Annotated in this window: 19 protein-coding genes; 3 read left to right on the plus strand and 16 right to left on the minus strand. The window is 64.0% G+C overall.

The window, feature by feature from the left end:
- From IOC61_RS06340 to IOC61_RS06365, 6 genes are all read right to left on the minus strand, one after another.
- The coding region (locus tag IOC61_RS06340) for an ESPR-type extended signal peptide-containing protein (RefSeq protein WP_267491279.1) at positions 1-5,385 on the minus strand (5,385 nt) is incomplete at its 3' end.
- Between the two features lie 369 nt (positions 5,386-5,754).
- Positions 5,755-8,478: an ATP-binding protein gene (locus tag IOC61_RS06345; protein ID WP_195688026.1), complete on the minus strand. Its 2,724-nt coding sequence runs from the start codon at positions 8,476-8,478 to the stop codon at positions 5,755-5,757.
- 1 nt (position 8,479) lies between these two features.
- Complete coding sequence (locus IOC61_RS06350; protein ID WP_195688027.1) at positions 8,480-9,259, minus strand: helix-turn-helix domain-containing protein; 780 nt, start codon at positions 9,257-9,259, stop codon at positions 8,480-8,482.
- Between the two features lie 377 nt (positions 9,260-9,636).
- Positions 9,637-10,197, minus strand: coding sequence for a hypothetical protein (locus IOC61_RS06355; RefSeq protein ID WP_195688028.1), 561 nt, complete (start codon positions 10,195-10,197; stop codon positions 9,637-9,639).
- Between the two features lie 76 nt (positions 10,198-10,273).
- Positions 10,274-12,097 carry a TRAP transporter permease gene (locus IOC61_RS06360; protein ID WP_195688029.1) on the minus strand — a complete coding sequence of 608 codons (1,824 nt, stop codon included), beginning with the start codon at positions 12,095-12,097 and terminating at the stop codon, positions 10,274-10,276.
- On the minus strand, positions 12,097-13,074 hold the full coding sequence (locus tag IOC61_RS06365; RefSeq protein WP_195688030.1) for a TAXI family TRAP transporter solute-binding subunit: 978 nt from the start codon (positions 13,072-13,074) through the stop codon (positions 12,097-12,099). The genes IOC61_RS06360 and IOC61_RS06365 overlap by 1 nt, the downstream gene beginning before the upstream one ends.
- Positions 13,075-13,170: 96 nt before the next feature.
- Here IOC61_RS06365 and IOC61_RS06370 point away from each other — a divergent pair, with 96 nt between their 5' ends.
- Entirely contained in the window at positions 13,171-13,899 is a 729-nt protein-coding gene (locus tag IOC61_RS06370) for an SDR family NAD(P)-dependent oxidoreductase (RefSeq protein ID WP_195688031.1), read from the plus strand.
- A gap of 116 nt (positions 13,900-14,015) precedes the next feature.
- On the opposite strand, the gene lon is transcribed toward IOC61_RS06370, so the two are convergent.
- From lon to IOC61_RS06420, 10 genes are all read right to left on the minus strand, one after another.
- Positions 14,016-16,454, minus strand: a complete 2,439-nt coding sequence (lon, locus tag IOC61_RS06375; protein WP_195688032.1) for an endopeptidase La — start codon at positions 16,452-16,454, stop codon at positions 14,016-14,018.
- A gap of 131 nt (positions 16,455-16,585) precedes the next feature.
- Positions 16,586-17,821 carry a DUF945 family protein gene (locus IOC61_RS06380; protein ID WP_195688033.1) on the minus strand — a complete coding sequence of 412 codons (1,236 nt, stop codon included), beginning with the start codon at positions 17,819-17,821 and terminating at the stop codon, positions 16,586-16,588.
- 73 nt (positions 17,822-17,894) lie between these two features.
- Positions 17,895-18,368: a phosphatidylglycerophosphatase A gene (locus IOC61_RS06385; RefSeq protein ID WP_195688034.1), complete on the minus strand. Its 474-nt coding sequence runs from the start codon at positions 18,366-18,368 to the stop codon at positions 17,895-17,897.
- Positions 18,365-19,330, minus strand: a complete 966-nt coding sequence (gene thiL, locus IOC61_RS06390; protein ID WP_195688035.1) for a thiamine-phosphate kinase — start codon at positions 19,328-19,330, stop codon at positions 18,365-18,367. Before thiL ends, IOC61_RS06385 begins: the two co-directional genes overlap by 4 nt.
- Before the next feature lie 11 nt (positions 19,331-19,341).
- Positions 19,342-19,839 (minus strand): transcription antitermination factor NusB, encoded by a 498-nt coding sequence (gene nusB / locus IOC61_RS06395; protein WP_195688036.1) that lies wholly within the window; start codon positions 19,837-19,839, stop codon positions 19,342-19,344.
- The gene (gene ribE / locus IOC61_RS06400) at positions 19,836-20,330 is read right to left on the minus strand and encodes a 6,7-dimethyl-8-ribityllumazine synthase (RefSeq protein WP_195688037.1); all 495 of its coding nucleotides are present in this window, start codon (positions 20,328-20,330) and stop codon (positions 19,836-19,838) included. Before ribE ends, nusB begins: the two co-directional genes overlap by 4 nt.
- A gap of 151 nt (positions 20,331-20,481) precedes the next feature.
- On the minus strand, positions 20,482-21,651 hold the full coding sequence (ribBA, locus tag IOC61_RS06405; protein ID WP_195688038.1) for a bifunctional 3,4-dihydroxy-2-butanone-4-phosphate synthase/GTP cyclohydrolase II: 1,170 nt from the start codon (positions 21,649-21,651) through the stop codon (positions 20,482-20,484).
- Between the two features lie 285 nt (positions 21,652-21,936).
- The gene (gene ribD / locus IOC61_RS06410) at positions 21,937-23,085 is read right to left on the minus strand and encodes a bifunctional diaminohydroxyphosphoribosylaminopyrimidine deaminase/5-amino-6-(5-phosphoribosylamino)uracil reductase RibD (protein ID WP_195688039.1); all 1,149 of its coding nucleotides are present in this window, start codon (positions 23,083-23,085) and stop codon (positions 21,937-21,939) included.
- Positions 23,086-23,097: 12 nt separating this feature from the next.
- Positions 23,098-23,571 (minus strand): transcriptional regulator NrdR, encoded by a 474-nt coding sequence (gene nrdR / locus IOC61_RS06415; protein ID WP_195688040.1) that lies wholly within the window; start codon positions 23,569-23,571, stop codon positions 23,098-23,100.
- 75 nt (positions 23,572-23,646) lie between these two features.
- A complete protein-coding gene (locus IOC61_RS06420) occupies positions 23,647-24,105 on the minus strand; it encodes a copper chaperone PCu(A)C (RefSeq protein ID WP_229332974.1) in 459 nt (152 codons plus the stop codon).
- 199 nt (positions 24,106-24,304) lie between these two features.
- On the opposite strand from IOC61_RS06420, the gene IOC61_RS06425 reads away from it, so the two are divergent.
- Both IOC61_RS06425 and dsbG read left to right on the plus strand, forming a co-directional pair.
- Positions 24,305-25,126, plus strand: a complete 822-nt coding sequence (locus tag IOC61_RS06425; RefSeq protein WP_195688041.1) for a TlpA disulfide reductase family protein — start codon at positions 24,305-24,307, stop codon at positions 25,124-25,126.
- A 58-nt stretch (positions 25,127-25,184) separates the two neighbouring features.
- A complete protein-coding gene (gene dsbG / locus IOC61_RS06430; protein WP_229332975.1) occupies positions 25,185-25,961 on the plus strand; it encodes a thiol:disulfide interchange protein DsbG in 777 nt (258 codons plus the stop codon).
- The last annotated feature ends 33 nt before the right edge of the window (positions 25,962-25,994 follow it).

Here is a 25,994-nt window from a genome sequence, read left to right on the forward strand (position 1 = left end):
GCCGTCGGCGACCACGCCAATATTGCCGTCGACCAGAGCGGTCGTGTCAGTCTCGCCGCCGACCAGGTTCACCGTTTCCCCGAGCTTGCGCTCAACGTTGCTGCCGGCATCACCGGCAAAGGTCAGCGGGGTATCCGCCAGACTGGTCAGCTGGCTGACATTGACCGCGTCGGTGCCGTCCACGCCGGCGTCCACGCCGGTGATGGTGTTACCAGCCGCATCGATACCGCCACTGGTGACACTCGGCCCACCCGCAATGGTCATGCCGTCGACGCCGTAGGCGGTGCTGTTGGTGCCATCGGTGACGTTGGTGCCGGTCGCGGTTACTGCAGTCGTGTTGCCGACCGCATCCGTCACCGTGGTGCCGGTGGCATCGGTGATGGTCTGGTTGCCGTTGGTATCGGTCACCGCCAGGCCATCAGTATCGAGCACGCTATTGCCCGCGGTCACGCTATCTACATTCAGGTCAGGGTTCAGGGTGACGTCGATCTGACCGTCATCCTCCTGGCCGTTCTGCGCCACGCTGATATTGCTGTCGCCCTGGAAGTCCACCGCGCCGTTCGGCCCGATGTTCACCTGATCGGCGCCGGAGCCACTCAGGTTCCAGCCGGCGTTGGCGGTCTGGTTGACCAGGTCGAGCTGCTCCTCGGTGGCCGCACGCCCCGCCTGAGCGAAGTCGGTGCCGTCGAGGTCAGTGTTGGTCAGGCCGGTGATGTCGCCCGCGCCACCGTCGATGGCGACAGTGTTGCTGCCGCCGGCGACACTGAGGCTGCCCGCCCCCAGGTCGGTGCGGTTGCCGGTACCGTCGTCCACGGTCACACCGCTATTATTCATCACAGTGTCGCCGGTGGTGACGCTGCCGTCAGTCCCCAGATCCACTTCTTCCGCCAGGTCGATCTGGATAGCACCGCTGGCATCACCGGTGGTGACGATGTTCTTCGCGGTCGTCGCGTTGCTGGCACCGCCGTTGATCGCCAACGTCTCGCCCAGGTTGCGATGCACGTTCACGCTGCTGTTGTCACCCGTGAAGTTCAAACCAGTAATGGTGAGATCGCTGGTCGCACTTTGTACATCACCGATGTTGGCAGCATTGGTCGTGGTCGTGCCGCCGCTGGCCACGTTGGTGATCTGGTTGCCGCCGTTGTCCAGGCCGCTGTCGCTGAGCTGAACGTCTTGGTTCGGGCCACTGATCGTGACACCGTTGGGGCCATAATCGGTCGTGTTGGTGCCGTCGTCGACGGTCAAGCCATCGGTATCGAGCACGCTATCACCAGTGGTAACGCTGTCCAGCTCTGTCAGATTGCGCGCCATCACCAGATTGAGCTGATTACCATCGCTATCTACGCGCAGGTTGGCGCCGCTTGAGGCATCGCCCGCCGCCAGCTCACCAGAAACGGTCAGTGGGGTGGTGCCACCCAGCGTCTTGTCGATGGCACCACCGGTGTTACCGATGAAACTCAGGCCGTCGGCTTGAGTCGCGATCTCATTGCCGTCATAAGTGACGCTATCTCCTGCCACGACGAAGGTATTGCCGCCGACCGTCAGGTTGTTAGTGGTGACGCTGTCACCGTCAATTACAGTATCGCTGCCAACGCTGACGCTACCGCCGACGACGATGTCGTCCGCGAGGCTGAACGCCAGATCGGTGCCGGTGCGGTTGATGGCGATATTGCCGTCGGTGCTGCTGAAATCCACCGCCCCGCCGGGCGCGATATTGGCACCGGACTCGTTATTCGCACTGACATTCCAACCCTGGGCCGCGTATTCGATGGCTTCGTCTACCGTATCCTGCCCGGTGCCACCCACGTTGCTCATGGTGACCTGATGAGTATCCGGATCGTAGGCGGCATCGCCCCCCAAGACCCCGGCCACGGAGTCACCGGCGGTATCCAGGTTGCCGGCCAGAGCGTCCAACGCCAGGTTAGTACCATGCAGCTGGCTACCGTTGATGGCATCGGTGCTGGTAGCGCTGACGCGTCCGGCGGCGACGTTGGTCAGAGTGCGCTCGGCGCCCGCCGTACCGACGCTGACGGTCGCCACGGGGTCGATACCCGCGAAGTCGTAGGTATTCTTGTCGACCGTCATTTTGTCAGTGGGGACCGGCGCCGCTGTGACAGCGTTGCTCCCCAGCGCCACCGAGCCCTGGTGGTTGGCCTGGGCTCCATCGCCGATCGCCGTGGCGGACTGGGCAGCGGCTCTCGCCCCAGAGCCCATGGCCAGGGCCTCGGTGGCCTCCGCTTCGGCGCTCTGGCCGAAGGCGGCGGCGTTCTGCGCGGAGACACGCGCGCCGGACCCGACGGCCAGGCCGCCCTGGGCGGTGTCCGAGGCTTCGGCCCCATCGCCGATCGCCGTGGCTGACTGGGCGCGGGACTTCGCCTCGACGCCGAGAGCCATCGCGTGCTGCTCGTCCGCCAGGGACTGCTTGCCAATCGCGATACCCGCGGTATTGCGGTCCGGATCCAACCCATTAGGATCAGCGAAGCCCGCTACAGCCCCGGTGCCCATGGCGATGCCATCGGTGGCATAGCCAATAGCACGAGTGCCACTGGCCTGGGCATTGAAACCACTAGCGCTGGCGTTGGTGCCGCTGGCCTGGGCATTGGCACCGCTAGCGCTGGCATTGGTACCGCTGGCTTGGGCGCTGGCGGCTCTCGCGCGGGAGTTGCTGCCGAAGGCCATGGCATCATCCGCGGTGGCGTGGGCATCGTTACCTTGTGCCACGGCTCGCAGCTCGGATGCTAGGGCGCTTTCGCCGACCGCGATGCCGTTGTCCGCCGTAGCCTCGGCATCAGTCCCGATCACCACGGCATTGTCGACGGTGGCATCGGTGCTCTTGGGGTCCGCCTGGGCACGGGTGCCCATGACGATGGAGTTTTCCCCCTGGCTCTTGGCTAACAGGCCGATCGCCACCCCCCCATTGCCGTAGGCGTCACTGTCGCTGCCAATCGCAGTGGAATCATTGCCCAGCGCCTCGACCCGATAGCCAAGCGCCACGCTCTCACCGCCCACCGCGTGGGCCAGGTGGCCCGCCGCCAGCGATGAGGCCCCGTCGGCGCTGGTGGCGGGGCCAATCGCGATGGCATCGGTGCCGCTGGCCTCGGCGTTATCGCGGTTGGCCGGCTCGGTGGAGTTGACGCTAAAGTACTTGACCCCGTTTTCGGCCACTGCCCTATTGAGCTGACCGACGTTAACCGCATGGCTGTCCAGCTCCCCATCGCTAACGGTGACTGTGCCAGGGCCAGAACCAGTCGTGGCATTGTAGGTCACAGCGTTACCCGGCAGAACGTTGATACTGCCGCTCGATACCGCGTTGATGGCCTCGGCGACCGTGGCGTACTGATGGCTGGTACCGCTGCTGTCCTGCAGCTCGACGACATACCCCTTGAAGGCGCCATTCGCCCCCAGGGTGACGTTACCGCCGACGAGGTTAGCGACCGACTGCTGCGCGCCCTCCAGCTGGCGAACGTTGACGGCATCGTAGGCCTGAGATCCGTCGGCGACATTGACGATACGCCGTGTGGTACGCACGCCGGCCGGATTGGTATTGCCCACTGAGACGACGGTGCCGTCGGTAAAGTCGCTCCCGGTCAGGTAGCCCGCCCCCGTGGCATCAGTGCTGCGCGCGGCGGAACCGCTGCCTATGGCCACGCTGCCGCCCTCGGCCATCGCATTGCGCCCAAGCGCCACCCCAAGGTTGTGGGCGCTAGTGTTGGCACCCAGCGCCACGCCGCTTTCCAAGGAGCTGGCACCGTAGCCGACTGAGACACCATTTCTCTCTGCCCCAGTCTGCCCCCCGATGGCGGTGGCGCGCTCCACCTCCCCACCATTGCGGTTGGCTTCGTGACCGATCGCGACGTTGAAGTCGCCCTGGAGGTTCTGTCCGGCATGGCTGCCGACGGACACGTTATGATCTCCGGTGATGTCAGCACCCGCCGAAAAGCCGATTGCCGTGGTCTGGTTACCGTCTACATTCCGACCGGCACCAGTACCGATGGCGATATGGTGGGTCTTGTCTCCGGCCGCGCTACCATTGGTGCCAACGCCGGCGCCGGAGCCCAGTGCGATACCGCCCGGCGAGCCTGCGTAGGCGCCAGAGCCGGCGGCGAAGGCGTTACTCCCGACGGCATCGGCATCACCTAGGGCGATACTATTGCCACCCGAGGCTGCCGCACCAGCGCCAACGGCGGTGGCATTGCCCCCCACCGCTTGAGCAGCATCCCCCAGCGCCAAGGCGCTGTTGGCGCCGGCCACGCTGTCGCGGCCGACGGCGACCGCACCGGCCCCGCCGAGCGGATCGCCACCGGCACTGGCGCCCTGGCCCAGGGCGATCGCGCCCTCGGCGGGCAGCGTGGTGGCTGCCCCGTCACCGGCGGCCAGGCTGCGGGCTCCTTCTGCCACGGTATTCGGACCAATGGCAATCGACTCGGCCCCCAGGGCCTGGGAGTCCGGCTGCGCCGAGAGCGCGCGGAAATAGCGCACACCGCCGGCACCTTCTTCGATAAACAGGTCGTAGATCTGGCTGCCGATGACCACGTCGTTGCTGGTCGCCGTCAGGTTGCCGGCGGCAACGTTAGTGATCGCCTTGCCGCCGCCATCGATACCTCCGGTGGTGATGCTGGGCCCGCCGGTGACGCCAAGGCTGCTGGCTACTTCAACATCGTCGGACAAGCCGAAAGCCAGATCGGTGCCGCTACGTTCGACCTCGATATTGCTAACGCCGCTGAAGTCGACCGAGCCTCCAGGAGCGACATTTGCCGCCGTACCCCCTTCCGCGCTGATATCCCAGCCAGCGCTTGCTGCAGTAATCCGGCCATCCAGCGCCGAGATACCGCTCGAGTTGGAACTGATATCTCTCGCATTGGCGCTGATGGCGCTCGCATTGGTGTCGATATCACTCGTATTAGTGTTGATGGCGCTCGCATTGGTGCCGATATCACTCGTATTAGTGCTGATGGCGCTCGCATTGGTGCCAATATCGCTCGTATTAGTGCTGATGGCGCTTGCATTGGTGCCGATATCGCTCGTATTAGTGCTGATGGCGCTGGCAACGTTCACCCCCCCTACGGTAAGGGTACCGTCGAACGTGGCATCACCATTTACCTGCAGGGCGCTAAGAATCGCATCGCCGCTAACCCTCAGCTCATCAGTAACCGTCAGGTTTGTGTAGGTCGGGCTCTGCTGTGCAGTGGCAGCAGGGATTACGGCAGCCAACCCTATCGCCACCACCAGGGGCCGCAAGGCACCCGCAGGCGAGGCCTTCATGGCTGCCGTCGGCGCCACCTGGAGCCGCTGGCCGCTAGACTTGCCCCTGGAGTGAGCCGCCTCCGAGGCAACTACCAGACGTCCAAGAGTGCTGTTCCAGATAATTTTAAAGACCTTGTTCATGTCCACCTGCGAAGTGTCGTTATGTTTGACTCAAGCAGCCCTGCCTGACGCGGAGGTACTCGGGTCCCTGTCAAACGGACAGCACGCCCAAGAGCCTGGCAGCAGTCCCGTCAGGACTGGCCGCCACAGCCAGGGCTTTCTCCGTTTCTTGAGTGTCGCTAGCAGTCCACGCGCCCTTGGGGCGGTTGATGGCTACAGCGCTGCGTTGCCTAGGAGGGTAAAATTTAAGACAGGCAGCCGCTTCCTCTCGAGGGGGAAAAGTTTGTCTCAAGGGAAAAAATTGCTGTAACAGCCTAAATTCATGGCAAAAAATAAAGGGTCGATGAAGCCGACGGGAAGGAGCCACCGACAGTATCCGGCACACCAATTTCATGTCAAGGTGTTGAGCGTTTCCTCCATGCCTGAAAAGTTGCCTCGCTCTGCCTGACGACTGAGTCGCTCGGCAATGCTCCTTCGATTCGGGTAAGCGGCGGCATAGCCATCACACCAATCCATGATATCGCTGACGGCTCCCAGCTCCAGGAGCTCTTTCAACTGTTGAATGTCGGGCTCACCCGCATTACCCGCTGGCACCTCCTTTCCGGGGGTATCTGGCTTGCGGTCAGGTGAAAGCGCACAGAGGCGAGCTACCTCATGCCGAAAATCGACAAGGTTGACGGGCTTCGACAGGCAGGCGGCATACTCGGGGCCCTCCTCCTGTTGCTCTCGACTTCTCAGCACGCTCCAAGTCGCCGAGATCAGCAGCACGGGCACTGCAGCATCCCGCTCGCTTGCCGCCCGCAAGATATCATCGCCGGAGTGGGGCTCGAGTCGATAGTCTGTCACGATAAGGTCTGGTGCTACTTCGACTTTCTGGATGGCTGCAATGGCCTCCGTGGCATTCTGAAAGCCCCTCACGACAAAACCCATGGCGGAGAGGTCGCCACATAGAAGCTCCAGGATAGGTCGAGAGTCCTCGACCACCCATGCCGTCAAGCCATCCGCCTGGTAGGCAGGCAGAAGCGCCCTTGGCGTGGAGGCCACCTCGTTCAGAAGTTTCGACTCATCACCGATTTCAAGGGGTATGAAGACATGCACTTCGGTGCCTACGCCTGGCTCACTGTGCAGAGAAATGTGCCCTTCCATCGAGGTAACCAGATCTTTGACGATGGCCAATCCTAGCCCTGTGCCCTTGCTATCACGAGACTCACGGGAAAAGGGTTCAAAGATATGCTCTATCCGCTCTTGGGGAATTCCGCACCCTGTATCCCTTAACGTCAAATCGAGAGCAATACGTCCTGCCTTTTCAATTACACCATGGCACTCTACCTCAAGAGAAACATCTCCCGATCTCGTATACTTTGCAGCGTTATCAATAAGGTTAATAACCACTTGCCGAAGAGATACATCATCGCAACGCACAAAGGGAAAGGACCCAGCCTCGACACTCATGGTGAAGCGATTTCCATTTTGGCTTGCCAGAATTTCCGCCTCCCGAGAAATGGTGATAAAGAAACTCTCGACATGAATATCTGACAGCCTCTCCCTGTTTGAAACAACACCTCTCGCATAGCCAATCAGCCTCTCGATCAACTTATTCATGTGTGTGGCACTTGAATGGATGATCCGAGCAAAGCTAGCGGAGTTTCCACCCTCTGCAGAGAGCAGCTGTGCATAGCCACTTATTGATGTCAGCGGCGACTTCAGATCATGGGAAATGCGACCAAGAAACAGGGTCTTTTCTTCATTGGCCCTGCGCGCATCATCGAGAGCCTGGTTGAGGTCATGCGTGCGACGCACTACCAGCGCTTCAAGCTTCTCTCGTTGATTACGTTCGCTCTCCCTCAGTTGTTTCTCAAGATTCAACTCATGACCACGCTTCTGCCTTGAATAAATCAGCAACAGAGAAAGCACAATAGCAACACCTGCAAAGATTTTCACTTCCGCAAGCGAGGCCGTATAGTAAAGATTGGTCACATACCCGATCAAGACGAAGTTTGATACCAGCCACCAAAGCGAGAGAGTGCCGAGCAATGCATATTGCCATTGGCGATCAACACGAAGCGCTGCGGGAATCATCATCAGCCAGATAAGGGAAAACGATAGGTCAATGGCATTGCCAACATTTCGTATAACATCACCACCCAGGAAAAATGTCAGCCCGCTAAAAACAGCAGAGACAATAAGCAAGACTGGCGAAGTAAAACGCCAGGGGCTTTGCTTGTTAAGGCCCAGGATATAGACAGAGGTGATCAGAAAGACAGCCTCGGTGAGTATCCAGGTCGAGAATCTTAGGTTAGCAGAATAGTAAAACAGGCTACTCACCAACACCTGGCTTATATATCCCTCCTTCTCGGATTCGAAAATAAAGATCACCAACAGCCAGGCACCCAACAGAGCGTAGCGAAAGTCAAGGGTCACTAGTAACACAGCGAACAGTGTCAGGACTGCCGCCAGCAGCATGGAATGAAACTGCCATTCGGCCATCTCACTCATGGAAAATGCCACTGGCTCCCAGCTGTTGACCTCCAGAAAGGGGCGGCTATCAGAAAATATCCTCGCCACCAGCAGAAGGCTCTCGCCGGGAGAGATCGCTACCGGAATAATCGCCTTTTGGCTATCTACCTCACGGCTGTCTAGTGGAATGTTCAGCCCTGTCGTCATCTGCTTTCTGATGTCGAGGCTCTCTGGCTCGACAAGCCAGGCATTGACCTCGTTGAGGCGCCAAGGAGAAAGGTCAAGCCAGCGCACTACATGCTCATCACTCGAATTTTCCAGCCGGGCCTTCAGCCATAGTGTGGCGTATTGGCGAGGCTTCTCCAGAATATCGGTATTTTCGCTGACCCACTGCCAATGGCCATCTTTCAGCGCCTTTTTCAGCGAGGCATGGCCCTTTCCCGAGACATGAAAACCCTGCATATCGAGCACAAGGTTCTTTTCGGGAGGTACGGTGCTGAGATCGATAACGGCTGACTTTTCACCACTGTCTATACCCCCTTTTACTCCCCCGGCTGGCTCGGCCTTAGCCCCTGAGAGGCCGAGAAGTGCAATCAGGATTACCGACACTAGGGTCATACAAGAGCCGAAGGGGCGGGAACAAGGCAGCACGCTCATATCAGCCAACTCTCTCCTGCTTCCTGAACCTGGACGGTGAGGTGCCGAAGCGCTCCTTGAAGGCGGTGGAAAAGGTGCTGACACTGCTGAATCCGACGACCTCCGCTATCTCGGAGACAGAGGTATCCGTGTAAACAAGCAGCTTCCGCGCCTCCTTCATTCTCTCTTCACGAAGATACTCGTAGACCGTCATGCCGACACAGGCCCTGAAGGAGAGGTTAAGCTGCTTGGCATTGGTTCCGACCTGCTGTGCCAGCTCATGAAGGCCAGGCCCCTCGTCAAGAGCCTTGAGAAGTTGCACCTGCGCACTACGAAACAGGATTTCATCGAGTGAATTTTCTTTCCGCTTTTGGTCACTGCTCTCCTCTTCATCATCGCTGATGTGACCGATATCATTATCACCACTCTTCAAGTGAATGGAGAGCCGAAGCTTGACCTCATCGAAATGGAAAGGCTTAGCAATATAGTCGACGGCCCCCAACATCAACCCTTTTACTTTATCTTCCGGCGTGGCATAACCTGAAAGAAACAGCACGGGGGCATGTTCAGTTCTCGGGTCCTCTGCAAGGATTTTGCAAGCTTCGTAGCCATTGCAATTAGGCATGCTCAGGTCCATCAGCACGGCATCGGGCCTGATCAACCTGGCCTTATGGACCCCATCGACACCGTCATGTGCATGAAAGACTCTGCACCCGAGTTGACGTAAAAATGTGGAAATAAGCATTCGATCTGCTTCTACATCATCCACGACCAGAATTTTCTTGCCTCTAAGATTACTCATATCCTTGGCACTTTTCCCTGCAGCCGTTTAAGCGCGGCCGGCGATCCATCGATCTTGGCCCTGCAAGATACGTTAAACATCGGGGCCTACAAGAATGTGACAAAAAACAATGCTTTATTCACCCAAAGAATAAACTTTCGTTTTAAAAACGCCTTGCAGGCTCCCGGAGGAGATTAACTCAACGGATAACACGCTGCTAAACCAGCGCTTCGGTGTCGTCGTGGCCGCCTGTGCCGGCGGCTCGGTGTCCAGGTCAGCCGACGATTCTGGCACGCGGCCAGCCGCCAGGCCAGTGACCAGATGCAGGAAGGCACAAGGGACAGTTCCTGGGTAAGGTACAGGGGACTGTCCCCGGGGGTAGGGGGACTGTCCCCGGACTAGGCCACCACCAGCGGGTGGCTGTCGGGCAGTGGCCGAGTGCCGTAGAGCACCCAGACATCCAGCGCCGGGCCCAGGTCCTCCACCAGTCGCAGCGCTTGGGAGTGCCGCCCCAGCGTCTCGCGTGGGCAGATGCCGGCGTCGATATCCCCCGCCAGCAACGCGGCGGCCACATCCACGATGGTGGCGTAGTCACGCTGCTCGGTGAAGGCGGAGATATCCGTGTAGTGACGGGTGGCCGGTTGGAGCCCGACCGTCACCGGAGCGGCCACCTCCGCGCGCGCCAGCAGCGCCAGTGGCTGGCTACCGGCGACGAAGAGATCCACCGGGAAGGCGCGATGCATGGTACGCCCCACACAGTCGGCATGGCTGAAGTGGGCGCTACACTGCAGTACCCGGTCGACGCGACCGGCCAGCAGGGCCTCGAAGGCCTCCGGAAAGGCCTCGAAGAGGGAGACCTCGGCATCGACATCTCTTGCGAGCATGCCATGCTTGTCGAGATAGCGGCCCAGCACCAGCGCATGATTGCTGCCCTCGGGCCCCAGGGTGGCGAAACGCATCCCAACCTCCTTTAACAAAGATCCGCCGCATTCTGCGATTCTCTTCACAGAATGAATCGTCGGAGGGTTCCACACGCTAGACCATGAACACGATAAGCGCCCCGGCCACTACCAGCAGCAGCCGCCACCACACCGCCCGGCGTGCGATCACGCCGAAGGAGATGGCCGCCAGGCCGACGCCGATCTTGAGCATGTCGAACACCGCCGCCCCAGGGGCCGACGCCAGCTGGATCACCTCGGGGTTGGCCACCATGGCCAGCGGAATCAGGTAGAGCCCGATGCCGAGCGCCATGGCCTTGAAGGCCACCCTGAGCCAGCTCTCCCCGACCATGCCGGCGGCGATAAAGACCCCACCACAGACCGGCGGCGTGATGGTCGAGAGCAGCGCAAACCAGAACACGAAGAGGTGCGCCAGCAGCGGCTCGAGCCCCAGCGAGATCAACGCCGGACCGGCGACCGAGACGCAGATCACATAGGCCGCCGTGGTGGGCACCTCCATCCCCAGCACCAGACAGGCCAGGGCGGTCAGCAGCAGCGCCGGCCACAGCATGTCGTTGGACAGTGCCAGGATCCCCGAGGTGATCTTGACCCCCAGCCCCGTCATCGCCAGCACGCCGATCACCAGCGACGCACAGATGATGATGGAGCCGATCACCGCCACCTGACGGCCCGCCGTGACCAGCGCTTCCGCCAGCCGAGCGGTGAAACCGCGCAGCGAAAAGCTCAGGGAGACGTCGAGGAAGAGCAGTGCCAGGCCGGCGAAGATCGCCAGGCTGGCCGCGTACTGGGGCGTGTAGCCGCCCACGAAGATACGCTCCAGCAGGGTCACGAAGGGGACGGCGAAGAACAGCGAGGTGATCAATACCTCGCATCCCGAGGGGCGGTCCTTCTCGGCCAGCGGCTTGAGGTCGTGGCGTGTCGCGTAGGCGTTGATGCCCACCCACACGGTGGCAAAGTAGAGAATCGCCGGCAGCATCGCCGCCGCCATGATCTGGGTGTAGGGGGTACCGGTGAGTTCCACCATCACGAAGGCCCCGGCCCCCATCAACGGTGGCATGATCTGCCCGCCGGAAGAGGCGACCGCCTCTACCCCGCCTGCCAGGGAGCGGGGATAGCCCAGGCGCACCATGCCGGGAATGGTGATGGCCCCGGTCGAGGCCACGTTGGCCGAGGCCGAACCGGAGATCGACCCCATCAGGGCCGAGGAGATCACCGACACCTTGGCGGCCCCGCCGGTCAGGCGACCCGCCATGGCACCGGCAAGATTCATGAAGCCACGCCCCGCCTCTCCGGCATTGAGCACCGCACCGAAGATCACGAAGATGGCCACCACACCGACGCTGACCCCGGTCAGCGAGCCCCATAGCCCCCCTTCGGAGATCGTCAGGGTGCCCATGAAGCTCGGCAGCGGCATCCCCGGGTGGCCAAACTGGCCGGGTATCAGGTCACCGAACAGCCCATAGAGCAGCGCCACGAGTGCCACCAGCGGCAACGGCCAGCCGATGGCGCGGCGCGCCGCTTCCAGGGCCAGCAACACCAGGAAAGCACCGATGACCATCTGCAGCGGAGTATCGATAAACCCATACTGCTGCAACAGGGCGTCGTGGTTGACGACGAGAAATCCGCAGGCGGCCACCCCCAACCCGGTCAGCACCCAGCCGCTGGCGCGCTCGAAGGGCGTGCGGGCCATGAAAATCAGGATCCAGGGCAGCGCCAGGGCCATGTGGATCGGTCGACTGATCAGCGCTGGTGCCAGCCCATAGAAGATCAGCCCCAGATGGAAGATGACGCTGACGGCACCGAGGATCACCCAGGCCGGAGACGGTCGCGCCGACGTGGCATGGCCGGCCACGGCCGGCGATGGAGTTGATGATGGGGTTGATGAATGAGTATGTGACATCAGCGCAGCTCGTCGGGAACCTCGATACCGGCCTCATCGTAGTAGCGCAGGGCCCCCGGGTGGAGGGTGCCGGCGATATTGCCGACCATGTCGTGGGTGATGCTGCCCCACCAGGCGGCCTCCTCCGCCATGGCATCACGGCGCTCCCAGAAGGTGCGGGTCAAGGCATAGGCGGTATCGTCATCCATGGCACTGGTGGTGTAGGCGATCACCGGCAGTGAGGTCGTCTCCACGTCCTCATCGACCCCGGCATAGGTGCCCGCCGGGATGGTCTGACGCGCCGCTCCGGTCTCTTCGATCTGCTCGTCGCTCAGCGTGACCAGGCTGATCGGCATGCTGGCCGCCGTCTCGATCACATTGGGGGTGGGGAAGGAGCTGGCGGTCACGAAGGCATCGATCTGGCCATTCTTCAGGGCGTCCGGGCCGCTGCCGATGCTGGCATTGGCAACCTCCACCTTGTCGATCAGCTCGAACAGTTCCAGGTAGCGCTGAGCCTCACGGGCCCCGAAGGTGCCCTGGCCGATAAGGATCTCCTTGCCTTCCAGGGCATCGAGATCAACAACGCCCCCACCACTGCCCTGCTCATCGGCCAGCACGAAGTGCATGGTAATGGCCGGGATCGGAAACAGGCCGCGAATTTCCGCGAAGCGTGGGTTCTGTCGCTCGGCGAAGGGGCCGGTCCCCTCCAGGGCACGCGTCACCAGACCCGGCGGGGTGGTGAACACATAGTTGCCCTGACGCGCCATCACCTCCATGACGTTCTGTACCGAGCCTTGGCTCTCCTCGAGGGTCACCACCACGTCACCATCGGTGCCCTCGCGAATGGCCTCGGCCAGCTCGACCCCCATCTGATAATAGGCGGTACCGGCGGACGCCGACTTGTAGGTCACACGGGTTTCGGCCTGGGCATGGAGGGCCATGGCGCCCATCAGGATCGCCGTGGTGGAGGCCAGCAGGGTGTGGGTAAAGCGGGGCATCGTTATCTCCCAGGGTGGTCCAGCATTCATCATGTTGTGACTGTTTAATTCAGCAATCACTATAATGCCGTTCGCCCACCCGAGGAACCATCCCCCATGTTGACATACCGTGTAGCCCTGCTGGGCGCCGCCGGCGGCATCGGGAGCGCGATTGCCGATCACCTGCTCGCTGCTGGCCACCGGGTCTGGCTACTGGACCTTCCCGACCGCCGTGCTGCCCTCGAGGAGCTCACCACACGCTGGCCCGGCCAGGCACGCTATCTGGACTGTGACCTGTGTGACCCCGACACCCTAACCACCGCCTTCGCGACCATCGCCGAACAGGCTGGTGGCCTGGATGCCTGCATCAACGCCGCGGGTGTGATCCACCGCGCCGGCTTTACCGACACCTCGCGCGACGAGCTGGAGCGGGTCATGGCGATCAATGTCAGCGGCCCCTTCCAGGCGCTGCAGCACGCGGTCGCCCTGATGCAGAACGGCGGGCGCATCGTCAATGTGGCCTCGGCCCACGGCCTGCGCACCGGAAGCGAGCGCAGCGCCTACGCCATGAGCAAGGGCGCCATCCTGGCCCTGACCCGAGCGCTGGCGGTCGAGCTGGGCCCCCGCGGCATCCTGGTCAATGCACTCGCCCCCGGTCCGGTAAGCGCCGGCATGCAGGATGCCAGGTCCGAGTCACGCAGCCGCTGGCAGGCCGCCACGCCGCTGGGCCGGGTGGCCCTGGCCGATGAGGTGGCACGCGCCGTGGCCTTCCTGGTCTCGGCCGAGAATACCTTCATCTCCGGCGACACCCTGATCATCGACGGCGGTGCCACGGCGGCGATCTAGCGTTACCCGTTGAGACTCCACGGATAGCCCCTTGCCACATATAACCCCGGAATCGGCACCGTTACCGTTTCCGGGGTTTCCTGAAGATTATCGCTGACTTCGCCGGCGCAACCGGATCAGCCGAACACCACTCTCGCCACATCCTTGTAGCGCTTGGCGAAGTGCACGGTGACGCCCTCCTTGAGGTGCTCGGGCAGCTCGTCATAGTCGCGGCGGTTGGCATCGGGCAGGATCACCTCGAAGATACCGCTGCGCCGGGCGGCGATCACTTTCTCGCGGATACCACCCACCGGCAGCACATGCCCCGTCAGCGTCAGCTCGCCGGTCATCGCCAGATTGCGGTCGATGGCCTGATGCTTGGCCAGCGACAGCAGCGCGGTGGTCATGGTCACCCCCGCCGAGGGGCCATCCTTGGGCGTGGCACCCTCTGGCACGTGGAGGTGAACGAAGGCCGAGTCGAAGAAGTCGGCGTCGGCGCCATACTCGGTCAGATGGCCCAGCACATAGCTGTAGGCGATATTGGCCGACTCCTGCATCACGTCACCGAGCTTGCCGGTAAGCTTGAAGCCACGGTCCAGGGCGTGAACCTTGCCCGCCTCGATGGGCAGGGTGGCGCCCCCCATGGAGGTCCAGGCCAGGCCGGTGACCACCCCCTCGCCGCCGAGCACCTGCTCCTTGCGGAACAGCGGCGCCCCAAGATACTCCTCGAGGTTCTTGACCGATACCTTGACCGTCTGCTGGTCGCTCTCCAGCAGCGTGACCGCCGCCTTGCGCACGATGCGGTGCAGCTGCTTCTCGAGCTGGCGCACCCCGGCTTCCCGGGCATAGCCCTCGATCACCTGACGCAGCGCCGCCGCGGTGAGGTTGATACGCTTCTTGGGGATGTTGTTGCGCTTGAGCAGCTTCGGCCACAGGTGATTCCGGGCGATGGCCACCTTCTCCTCGGCGATATAGCCGGAGAGGCGGATCTGCTCCATGCGGTCGATCAGCGCCGGCGGAATCGAATCCGGGGTATTGGCGGTGCAGACGAAGAGCACCTTGGAGAGATCCAGGCGCACGTCCAGGTAGTGATCGAGGAAGTCGACGTTCTGCTCCGGGTCGAGCACCTCGAGCAGCGCCGAGGCGGGATCACCCTGGAAGGACTGACCCATCTTGTCGATCTCGTCGAGCATGATCACCGGATTCTCGACCTCGACCTCCTTGAGGGCCTGGGCCAGCTTGCCGGGCATGGCGCCGACATAGGTACGCCGATGCCCCTTGATCTCCGCCTCGTCGCGCATGCCGCCTACCGAGAAGCGGTAGAACTCGCGCCCCAGGGCATCGGCGATGGAGCGGCCGACGGAGGTCTTGCCCACCCCGGGTGGCCCCACCAGCAGCACGATGGAGCCGCCCACGTCGCCCTTGAAGGTGCCCTCGGCGAGGAACTCGACGATGCGCTCCTTGACGTCGGCCAGGCCGTCGTGATCGCGGTCGAGCACCTTGCGTGCATGGGCCAGGTCGAGCTGGTCCTGGCTACGCACTCCCCATGGCATGCTGGTCAGCCAATCGAGGTAGTTGCGGGTGGTGCCATACTCCGGCGAACCGGTCTCGAGCATGGCCAGCTTGTCGAGCTCCTCCTCGATGCGGGTCAGCACCTTGGGCGGCACCACCAGGCTCTCCAGGCGGTCGCGGAAGGTGTCGACGTCGCTCTCGCGGTCATCCTTGGAGATGCCCAGCTCCCGCTGGATCACCTTGAGCTGCTCGCGCAGGAAGAACTCGCGCTGGCGCTCCTGCATCTGGGCATTGACCTGGTCGCTGATCTCGCTCTGCAGCTGGGCGACCTCGATCTCCTTGCGCAGCAGCGGCAGCACCTTCTGCATGCGGGCGAGCACCGGCAGGGTCGCCAGCACGTCCTGCAGCTCGTACCCCTTGGCCGAAGTGATGGCGGCGGCGAAGTCGGTGAGCGGACCCGGCTCATGGGGGCTGAAGCGATTGAGGTAGTGCTTGAGCTCCTCGCCATAGAGCGGGTTGATCGGCAACAGCTCCTTGATGCCGTTGATCAACGACATGGCGTAGGCTCGGGCCTCATCCGCCTCCGCATCCACCGGCTCCCGCGGGTAGCTCACCTCCACCAGATAGGGTGGCTCCCGGGAGATCCAGCGCTGGATCCTGAAGCGCTGCAGGCCCTGGGCGATGAACTGCAGCTGGTCCTCCTCGCCCTGCAGCTTGTGCATCTTGACCGCGGTGCCGATCTCGGGGAAATCGCCATCGGCCATGCCTTCCGAGGCGCCCTCCCCAACGAAGGCGAGGCCCACGGTATGGTGAGGGGTCTTGGCGACACGCTCGATCGTCTCGTCCCAGCGCTCGCGATTGATGACCAGCGGCTGCACCTGGGCGGGAAAGAAGGGGCGATTATGGATGGGCAGCAGATAGATTCGCTCGGGCAACGCCTCGCGTGCCGGCACGACGGAGTGCTTGGTGTCACCCTGCGTTTCACCGAGGTCGAGATCCTCGTCCTGCCCGTGGTGAATCCACTCCGGCTCATCCGTATCGTGGCGGTCCTGTTCATCGCTCATGGTGTCTCCCTGTCCAAGCGGTTGGGCTTATGCCAATGCTGTTAGGCTAATGTTCTTAAGCCAGTATTCTTAAGCCAATGCTCTTAGGGATGCGGGCGACGAGCGGGAACTTCAAGCCTGACGACCCGCCGTCAGCGCCGGAGCGGCGGCAGCGGGCGGCCATTGACGCGCACCTTGCCGCGAATAACGTCCACCACCAGCTCCTGGGTACTCAACGGCAGGCCCAGCCACAGGGCCACCACGGTAGGCACATCACGCCAGACGAAGTCGCCGTCGAGGCGGCGGCGCCAATGCGCCTGCTCCTCGGGGTCATCGAGGCGAGCCACCCTGAGCTCATCGAGATGTCGTGGATCGAAGATCAGCACCCCCTCCCCCTGGACGGAAACACCGAGCATGGGGCTGTCGAGATCCACCCTGCTGATATCCAGACGCGGCGAGTCCTGCAGCAGGGCCTTGAACTCAGGCTCCAGCCGTTCGATCAATTCACGCGGGGTGTAGCGATGAGCCTGCATGACCTCTTCGCGCAGCCGGCTGAGCAGCGTTCGCAGGGCCTCGGCATGCAGACGCGAGAGCTGCGCCTCCACCCGGCCGGTCAACAGCACCTGCTCTTCGGCCACCAGCTCTCCCAGGACAAGCTCACCCTCGATGCGCAGCTCGCTGTCATCGAGTTCCATGCGGCTTCGATAGTCCAGCTCGCTGCCATCGAGCACCAGTCCCGGCTGACGCCAGGTAAGCTGGTCAAGATGCAGCAGGTCATGCTGGGTGAAGTGGTAGGCACCCGCGGTGTAGGCGTAGCGGCTCTCGAGGTTCGAAGGTCCCGCCTCCAGGGTAGTGTCGCCATCACTGAGGCGCAGCGGCTTGAGCCTGGCACGCAGCCACCAGTCGCCATACTCGCCACCGAAGGTCACCTGACCGCCCTGGAAGTCGAGCTCGCGCTCCTGCTGATGAATCACGAAGGGCGACAATCCGATACTGCCCTCGAGTGTCCCTCCCAGAGTCTGATAGCGGGCATGCCAGCGGGGTGCCGAGGATGGCAGGGCGTCGCCGAACAGGCGCTGCTGCTCCGGCCCCAGGGTAGGGTGAAGCTCGCCATCCAGCCGGGTGCTGAGCACCCCGTGGCGGGCAGAGTAGGTGAAGGCGAGCTGCCAGTCATCCCCCAGCAGCGGGGCGATCGCAACGCGTCCCGACGAGGAGAGCCAGCCACGCTCAACGGCGACACGCTCGACCACCAGCTCACCGCGCGCCTCCAGGTCGCTCAACATGCGCACCAGCTCGCGTTCGAAGAGCAGCGAGGCGGCATACTGGGCCACGGCCCAGAGCGACGCCAGCCCTACCACCAGTGGCACGATGAGTCGTTCCTTGCGCATGGTGACTCCCTTCCCTGCGGCACCCCGGCAGCCGACACCACCGCGATACCAATCTAGGCTCTGGTTTTAGGGTCTAGTGTAGCCAGAACCAAAGGTGCATAAGGCTGCCGGCGAAGATGCCGGCGAGAACATCGTCGATCATAATGCCGAAGCCGCCGGCCACACGACGATCGGCCCAGCGAATGGGGAATGGCTTGATCACGTCGAAGACCCGGAAGATCAGGAACCCCCAGAGCGCCGACTCCCACGAGAAGGGAATGGCCGCCATGGTGATCCAGTAGCCCACGAACTCGTCCCAGACGATGCCCGAATGGTCGTGGACACCGAGGTCGCGGGAGGTCTTCTCGCAGAGCCATACGCCCCAGACAAAGGCGATGATAACGACGCCCCAGTACCAGGAGAGCGATAGCTCGGAGAGCAGCCAGTAGAAAGGGATGGCCGCCAGGGTGCCGAAGGTACCCGGCGCCCAGGGCACGGCGCCGCTGCCGAGGCCGAAGGCCAGAAAGTGCGATGGACGATGCCAGACACTGGACGGGGCTCGATTCATGGTTTGCCTCCCCGGCCAGCACCGTGGAAGTGCTGCCAACCGGTGCGCTGGGTCGCCGTCACACCACTCACGCCGGCGACTTCTGTGAGCCGACCGACCACCGTGAGGGGGAGTGACAGCCCCGCCAGGCGTGACCGGGCCTCCTCCAGCTGCTCGGGGGGCAGGCTCACCAACAGCTCATAATCGTCGCCGCCGGTCAGGGCCGCCTGTTGTGCGCCCTCCTCGCCCAGCGCCTCGACCAGCCCCTCGGCCAGCGGCAGAGCCTCGGGCTCGAGGTGTGCGCCGCCTCCGGAGCGCTCGAGGATATGCCCCAGATCGGCAAGCAGCCCGTCGGAGATATCCAGGCCGGCCGTGGCAAGCCCCGCCAGGGCCTGGCCGGCGGCCAGCCGCGGCTGGGGGGTGAGGTAGCGCTCAAGCAGCGGGTGTGCAAGGTCACGCTCACCCGCCTGCCAGGCGGCCAGGCCTCCGGCGCCACCGCCCAGGGCCCCGGTCACCGCCAGCAGGTCGCCGGGACGACCCCCGCTCCGGCCGATGGCCGCCTCGGGTGACACCTCCCCCATCACGGTGACGCCGATGGCCAGTTGGCCACGGGTGATGTCGCCGCCGGCCAGGCTGGTGCCGGTCTCCTCGCAGAGCGCCAGGAAGCCGCGCGAGAAGCTCTCCAGCCAGGCGTCATCACTCTCCTCGAGAGTGAGCGCCATAAAGCACCAGCGCGGCCTGGCCCCCATGGCGGCCAGATCGGAGAGACTGACCGCCAGGGCGCGATGGCCAACCGCTTCGGGGGGCGCCCCGGGCGGAAAGTGGACCCCGAGCACCGAGGTGTCGACGCTCACCGCCAGCCGCCGGCCCGGGGTGGGGGCCAGCAGCGCACAATCATCGCCCACCCCCAGGGCCACACCGGACTCGGGGCCGGGCGTGGCGGGGGTAAAGTGGCGTGCGATGAGTTCGAATTCGCTGTGCATCCGGTCACCCTTCAGCGGCGGCGGGCGGCTACCTCGGCGCCACGCAGGCGCCCGGCAAGCTTGTCGAGGATGCTGTTGACGTACTTGTGGCCGTCGGTGGCACCGAACGACTTGGCCAGCTCGACCCCCTCGTTGATCGCCACACGATACGGCACCTCCAGGCGGCGCGAGAGCTCGTAGGCGCCCAGGCGCAGGATGGCGAGCTCGATGGCGTCGAGCTCCTCGAGCTTGCGGTCGAGCAGCGGCGCGATGGAGGCATCCAGGTCGGCACGAAAACGCGATACGTTGTGCACCAGCTCATGGAACAGGGCCAGGTCGGCGATCCCCATGACCTTGTGCCAGTTCTCGTGATCCTCGAGGTCATCATCGGCCAGCTGGCTGCGGAACTCCGCCTCCACCGCGCTCATGGACTTGCCGGTCAGCTGCCACTGGTAGAGGCACTGCACCGCCAGCTCGCGGGCGGCACGACGCGACTGCTGCGCCTTGGAAGGCGCGCGTTCGCGGCTCATGCCTCCTCCTCGGCGCCGCCGCCAAGCTGGCGCATCAGCGACACCATCTCCATGGCCGCCATGGCGGCCTCGGCCCCCTTGTTGCCGGCCTTGGTGCCGGAACGCTCGATGGCCTGCTCGATGGAGTTGACGGTGAGCACGCCGTTGGCAATGGGCGTCTCGAACTCCAGCTGCAGAGTCCCCAGGGCCGAATTGCACCCGCCGGCCACATATTCGAAGTGCGGCGTGCCGCCACGGATCACCGCGCCGAGGGCGATGACGGCCTCGGGGCGCGCCGCCTTGAGGACCTGCTTGACCGCCAGCGGCAGCTCCCAGGCGCCGGGCACATGGACGATATCGATGTTCTCGGCATCGACGCCATGGCGCACCAGGATGTCAACGGCGCCCTCTACCAGGCTGTCCACCACATGGTGATTGAAGCGGCCCACCACGATCACATAGCGCCCGTCGACGTCGACGAAGCTGCCTTCCACTTGAGAAATGGGTTCCATGTCGGTTTCCTGCTGAGACTCACTGGCGCGGTCGACCCGCGCCTGGTGTTGAATGAGAATGTTGAATGGGAATGTTGAACGCAAATGCTGAATGGGTGTGCAGATACAAAATGCTGAAAGGTCGCGTCGGGCGTGCCGCGGGGGCATCGGCTCACTCGCCGGCCGCCCCCTCACCGCCGGCCGACACATCCTCGGGCCCCAGCCGCTCCACCACTTCCAGATCGAAGCCGGATAGCGCCGAGAACTTCCAGGGGGAGCTGAGCAACCGCATCTGGCCCACGCCCAGATGGCGCAGGATCTGCGAACCGGTGCCGATGGTCAGGTAGTTGCCGGCACCGTCCGAGTCGCTGGTACGCGGGGCACGGCGACGCTCGAGGAAGGTATCCAGCTGGTCGCGCAGGTCGAGTCCCGGTCGCCCCTGATCGAGCAGCACGAAGACGCCACGCTCGCTGCGAGCCACCTCGGCGATAGCCTGGTGAGAGGTCCAGTGACCACCCTCGCCCTTCTGCAGGCAGAGCAGGTCGCGCAGGGTGTCCGCCAGGTGCACGCGCACCGTGGTCGGCGCCTCGGGACTCGGCCGCCCCTTGACCAGCGCCACATGGTGAGCCCCCTGGATGCTGTCACGGAACACGTGGAGCGTCAGGTCGCCGAAGGCGGTCGACACCTGGGTCTCTTCCACATGATCCACGGTCTGCTCGTTGTGGATGCGGTAGTGGATCAGGTCGGCGATGGTGCCCATCCTGATACCGTGCTCCTCGGCGAAGCGCTCCAGCTCGGGACGCCGCGCCATGGTGCCATCGTCGTTCATGATCTCGCAGATCACGCCACTGGGGTCGAGCCCGGCCAGGGCGGCCAGGTCACAGGCGGCCTCGGTGTGGCCGGCACGCCGCAGCACGCCACCCGGCTCGGCCATCAGCGGAAAGATATGGCCGGGCTGCACGATATCCTCGGCCTTGGCGTCATGAGCCACGGCGGCCTGGACGGTGCGGGCACGATCGGCGGCGGAGATGCCGGTGGTGACGCCCTCGGCGGCCTCGATGGAGAGGGTGAACTTGGTGCCGAAGCCCGAGCCATTGTCGTTGACCATCAGCGGCAGCTTGAGCCGTTCGCAGCGGTTGCGGGTCATCGGCAGGCAGATCAGGCCGCGGGCGTGGCGCGCCATGAAGTTGATGTGCTCGGACTGCACCTTCTCAGCGGCCATGATGATGTCGCCTTCGTTTTCACGATCCTCATCATCCATCAGGATCACCATCTTGCCCTGACGGATATCCTCGATCAGGTCCTCGATGGGGGCCAGGCCCCCGGCAGTGGCGTGCACCATGAGATCTCCAGAAATTCTACGCGGCGGGCGTTGCCAAACGACGACGGTCGCGTCGTCCATCGGCGTCGCCTCGCCTCGGAAACGGCGTCAGGGTACCTTGGCGCGGCATCGGGCGCCAGTAAAGTGGCCTTGAAGCCGTAGATAGCTTCCCCCGGCTCGGGGCTGATCTGGCGGCAAGCCTACGGGGAGGCGCTGTCAATACCTCCCTGTACGCTACCGATGCCATCCATGGCATAGGACCTCCCCTTCGGCTTGCCCCCAGCGCCCCTCGTGCCTGATGACGAGCTACTCCTGCGCCTGGATACGGCGCCGTGGACGCGCGGTAATGCGCCAATCCTGCCCCACGGCGCGGATATCGAGGATATCCAGGCCGCGCTGATGCGCCATGGTCTCGATGCCGGCGAGCTGGAACAGCGGCCGGGCATCGCCGCCGAGCAGAGTCGGCGCCACGAACAGCTGCATCTCGTCGACCAGGCCGGCATCGAGCATGGCGCCGGCCAGGGTCGCCCCGGTCTCGAGCAGTACCTCATTGACCTGCTCGACCTCGGCAAGATGGCGCAACAGGGCCTCGAGGTCGACCCGCCCCTCGCTGCCGGCGGGTAGGGTCAGCACCTCCGCCCCGGCACGGGTCAGCCGCTCGACTCGCTCCTCCTCGACCCCCTCCACGGCAACCACCAGGGTGCGCCCTGGCTCGGTCAGGCAGGCCGCCGCTTCGGGTAACCGCAGCTGGCTGTCGACGATCACCCGCAACGGCTGGCGAGCGGCGATGGTGGCGGCATCGTCGAGGCCGAGCTGGTCGGCACGCACGGTGAGTCGCGAATTATCAAAGATCACCGACTCGACACCGGTAAGCACGGCGCTCGAGCGGGCACGCAGCCGCTGCACCTGACGGCGCGCCTCGGGACCGGTGATCCACTGTGACTCGCCGGATGACATGGCGGTACGGCCATCGAGACTCATGGCCATCTTCAGGCGCACGAAGGGGCGGCCATGATCCATGCGCAGGATAAAACCGGGGTTGAGCGCCCGTGCCTGGGCCGTCATCACGCCGACCTCCACCGCGATGCCGGCATCACGCAACAGGGCAACGCCGCGGCCGGCCACCTCCGGATTGGGGTCCTCCATGGCGATGACCACTCGCGCCACACCGGCCTCGATCAACGCCACGGCGCAGGGGCCGGTTCGCCCCTGATGGGAGCAGGGTTCCAGGGTCACGTAGGCGGTGGCGCCGCGGGCCTCCTCGCCGGCATCCATCAGGGCGTTTACCTCGGCATGGGGCTCACCGGCACGGGCGTGGTAGCCCTCCCCCACCAGGCGGTCGTGCTTGACCAGCACACAGCCCACACGTGGATTGGGGTGTGTCGTGTAGAGGCCACGCTGGGCCAGCTCGAGGGCGCGAGCCATCCAGGCTTCAGAAGGCGTAGGGTGGGCCATGGGGGCTCCGTATCAGCGAGGGGGCGTCTGGTCGGGGTCCTGGGCGAGACGCTCGATCTCGGCGCGAAACTCATCGATATCCTGGAAGCGGCGATAGACCGAGGCGAAGCGAATATAGGCCACCTGATCGAGACCGCGCAGCGCGGCCATGACCGCCTCGCCGATATCGCGCGCGTGGACCTCACGCTCGCCACGGGCGCGCAGGGTCTGACGAATGCGCTGCACCGCGGCCTCGATCGCCTCGGCGCTTACCGGACGTTTCTCCAGGGCGCGCAGCATGCCGGCGCGCATCTTCTGCTCGTTGAAGGCTTCGCGGGAGCCATCGCCCTTGATCACCCGCGGCATGATCAGCTCGGCGGTCTCGTAGGTGGTAAAGCGTTCACCGCAGGCCACACACTGGCGACGCCGGCGCACCTGGTCCCCTTCGGCGACCAGCCGCGAATCGGTGACCTTGGTGTCGTGGGTGCCGCAGAAGGGACAGTGCATGACAGGGTTCCAGAACGAAGAAACGGGACTCGTCGCATTGTAGCGACTCGAGCCCCATTCGCACAGCAGTGCCGATCAGTGCCCCATGGTCTCGATACGCCGCACCGGTGCCTCGAGCTCCAGGGTGTGGCCATCATCGAAGGTCAGGCTGAGCGCCACCTCGTCACCCTCGTGGAGCGGTGCGGCCAGGTCGATCAGCATCAGGTGATAACCGCCCGGGGCCAGGCTGACACTCGCGTCGGCCGGTAACGGAACCGCCTCGACCCGGCGCATCTGCATCACGCCATCCACATCCACATGGTTGTGCAGTTCCGCCACCCGGGCGGCCGGTGTGCTCGCCGCCACCAGGGAGCGGTCGGTTTCCCCTTCATTGTGCAGCACCATGAAGGCGGCCGTGGTGGTGGAGACCGGCGGCACGGCGCGCACATGAACGCCTTCGACTCGCAGCGAATCGGCCAGTACCGCGGAGCTGACCAGTGAGGCAAGCAGCGCCACCATGGGGAGGCGCCATGACATCGGGGAGCGTGGCAGCATGCAGGATATTCCTTCTTCGGTGATGGAAACAGGGAGCAAGGCTCAGGCCAGCAAGCTTAGGCCAGGCCGAGGCGCCTGTTCACCCTTGCGACATAACGTCTCAGCGCCGGGCCGGTTAATGCAACGCTAATCACTGGCTGCCAGGCTCGGCCTCCGGCGACGTGAACGCCGCTGAACTCATTGGCAAGGAGCACTTCCCATGCAGGCATTGAACCAGAGTATCGCCGTGGGCCCCATGGGCTTCTCGATCGGCCAGCTGTTGATCATCCTGGCCTTCGGCGTCGCCTTGCTGGCCGGGGCGTTGATCGGCCGCCGCCATCGCACCCCCACCGCCGACACCCTCTTCAACCTGCTGCTGGTCGCCCTGGTCGGCGCCCGCCTGGTGTTCGTGGCGCGCTACTGGAACAGCTACGATGGCATCCTCTCGATGCTGGATATCCGCGATGGCGGCTTCGATGCCGTGGGCGGTCTGGTAGCGGGCCTGGGGTACGCCGCCTGGCGGCTATGGCGCTCTCCCCGCCAGCGCCGGCCACTGGGTGGCGCACTGCTGGCCGGCACACTCGCCTGGGGACTGACCGCAGGCCCCCTGCTGCTGATCGAGGAGCAGGGCCGTCCGCTCCCCGACACTCCCTTGACTACCCTCGCGGGCGATCCGACCGCTCTGCCAGAACTGGCCGAGCGCGAGGCCAAGCCGCTGGTGGTCAATCTCTGGGCCACCTGGTGCCCGCCATGCCGCCGCGAGATGCCGGTGTTCGAGCAGGCCCAGAACGAGATCAGCGACATTACCTTCGCCTTCGTTAACCAGGGCGAGAACGTGGCACTGGTGAACCGCTTCCTGGACGAGATGTCTCTGGATCTGGACAACGTGCTACTCGATGCTCAAACCACCCTGGGCGACGTCACCGGCGCCATGGCCATGCCCACCACCCTTTTCTACGACGCCGAGGGGCAACTGGTGAACACCCACTTCGGCGAGCTCTCCCACGCTACCCTGCGCCAAGGGCTGGAACGCCTGCGCTGATGCCCTGACGTCACCCCAGGCTGCTTAATCTTCACGACAACCGCACAAGGACCCTACCATGCGATATCTCCTCAGGATGCCTGCCTTCGCGGCGCTGACCCTGACCCTCACGCCCCTCGCTCTGGCCAATGATGATCCGAACCCCGCCGATTTGCCGGCCCCCGTGAAAGCCATCACCGACCAGGGGCTGACCATTCATAGCGAGTTCGAAGCGCCGGCCGGCCTGACCGGCTACGGCGCCAGCCACTCCCGCGGCGAGGTAGCCGTCTACCTGCTACCGGGCGGCGAGCATGCCATTATCGGCACCCTGGTCGATGCCGAGGGCAACAACCTCTCCGAGCCCGCACTTGACACGCATGTGCGTGCCACGCAGTTCGCCGAGATCTGGCAGGATCTGGAAGCGAGCCACTGGATCGCCGATGGCAGCCCCGATGCAGGGCGTATCATCTACACCTTCACCGATCCCAACTGCCCCTACTGCCGCCAGTTCTGGCACGAGGCCCGCCCCTGGGTCGAGGCCGGCCAGGTACAGCTGCGCCATATCATGATTGGCGTTCTGGCCTCGGACAGCCCCGCCAAGGCCGCCGCCCTGCTGGGTGCCGAGGACCCCGCCGCCGCCCTTCATGCCCACAGCGGCGATGGCGACGAGATCGAAGCGGGCCCCCAGTCGCGCGAGGTCGAGGAGCAGGTCTACGCCAACAATCAGCTGTTCGACTCGCTGGGCTTCATGGCCACGCCCACCACGCTCTACCGCGATGGTGACCGTGTCGACCGCGTCGAGGGTGTGCCCAGCCCCGAGCGCCTCGAGGAGGTCATGGGCGGCCCGGCGCCCTGAGCGGCCAGCGAAGCATCGCTGTCAGCACTACCT

The sequence above is a fragment of the Halomonas sp. KAO genome, from assembly GCF_015595025.1.
Taxonomy (GTDB): Bacteria; Pseudomonadota; Gammaproteobacteria; order Pseudomonadales; family Halomonadaceae; genus Halomonas.